Origin of the sequence: Neptuniibacter pectenicola (genome assembly GCF_001597735.1) — a bacterium.
Lineage (GTDB): Bacteria > Pseudomonadota > Gammaproteobacteria > Pseudomonadales > Balneatricaceae > Neptuniibacter > Neptuniibacter pectenicola.
The window spans coordinates 1-339 of sequence record NZ_LUTS01000106.1 but is presented as its reverse complement, the minus strand read 5'-3'; the positions used below and the strand labels follow the sequence as shown (position 1 = coordinate 339).

The following is a 339-nucleotide window of genomic DNA, read 5'->3' as shown; positions in this document are numbered from 1 at the left end:
GACCTTCATTATTGGTCATGATTAATTGCGGAACCCCACCCGATCCTGGCAAGCGGCTTAGCAGCTGACTGGCTTGCTGAACCATTTGATCCGCTTGCTGTTGCAGTGGACTGTCATTCTGTAGAGCGTGTTCAAGCATATCTGCGTCGATGGAAATGCCTTGTTCTGCAGCCACTTCTGTAGCGATGCTCACGACGGCAGGGACTTCAGAGGTATCGACACCATCGACATAACGGCGTAATTGTGTCTCATGCAGAAACTGACCTGCTAACCCTAATTTCTGAGACTCAAGGAAAATAGAAGCTTGTGTTAGTGCTCGTGACGAAAATACGCCATCTG

General features: G+C 49.0%; 1 protein-coding gene. It reads right to left on the bottom strand.

Going from position 1 to position 339, the window contains the following annotated elements; genetic code table 11:
• Positions 1 to 339, bottom strand: a 339-nt coding sequence (locus tag A3773_RS18210; protein WP_197462861.1) for a thioredoxin domain-containing protein, incomplete at both ends; no start/stop codon positions are given.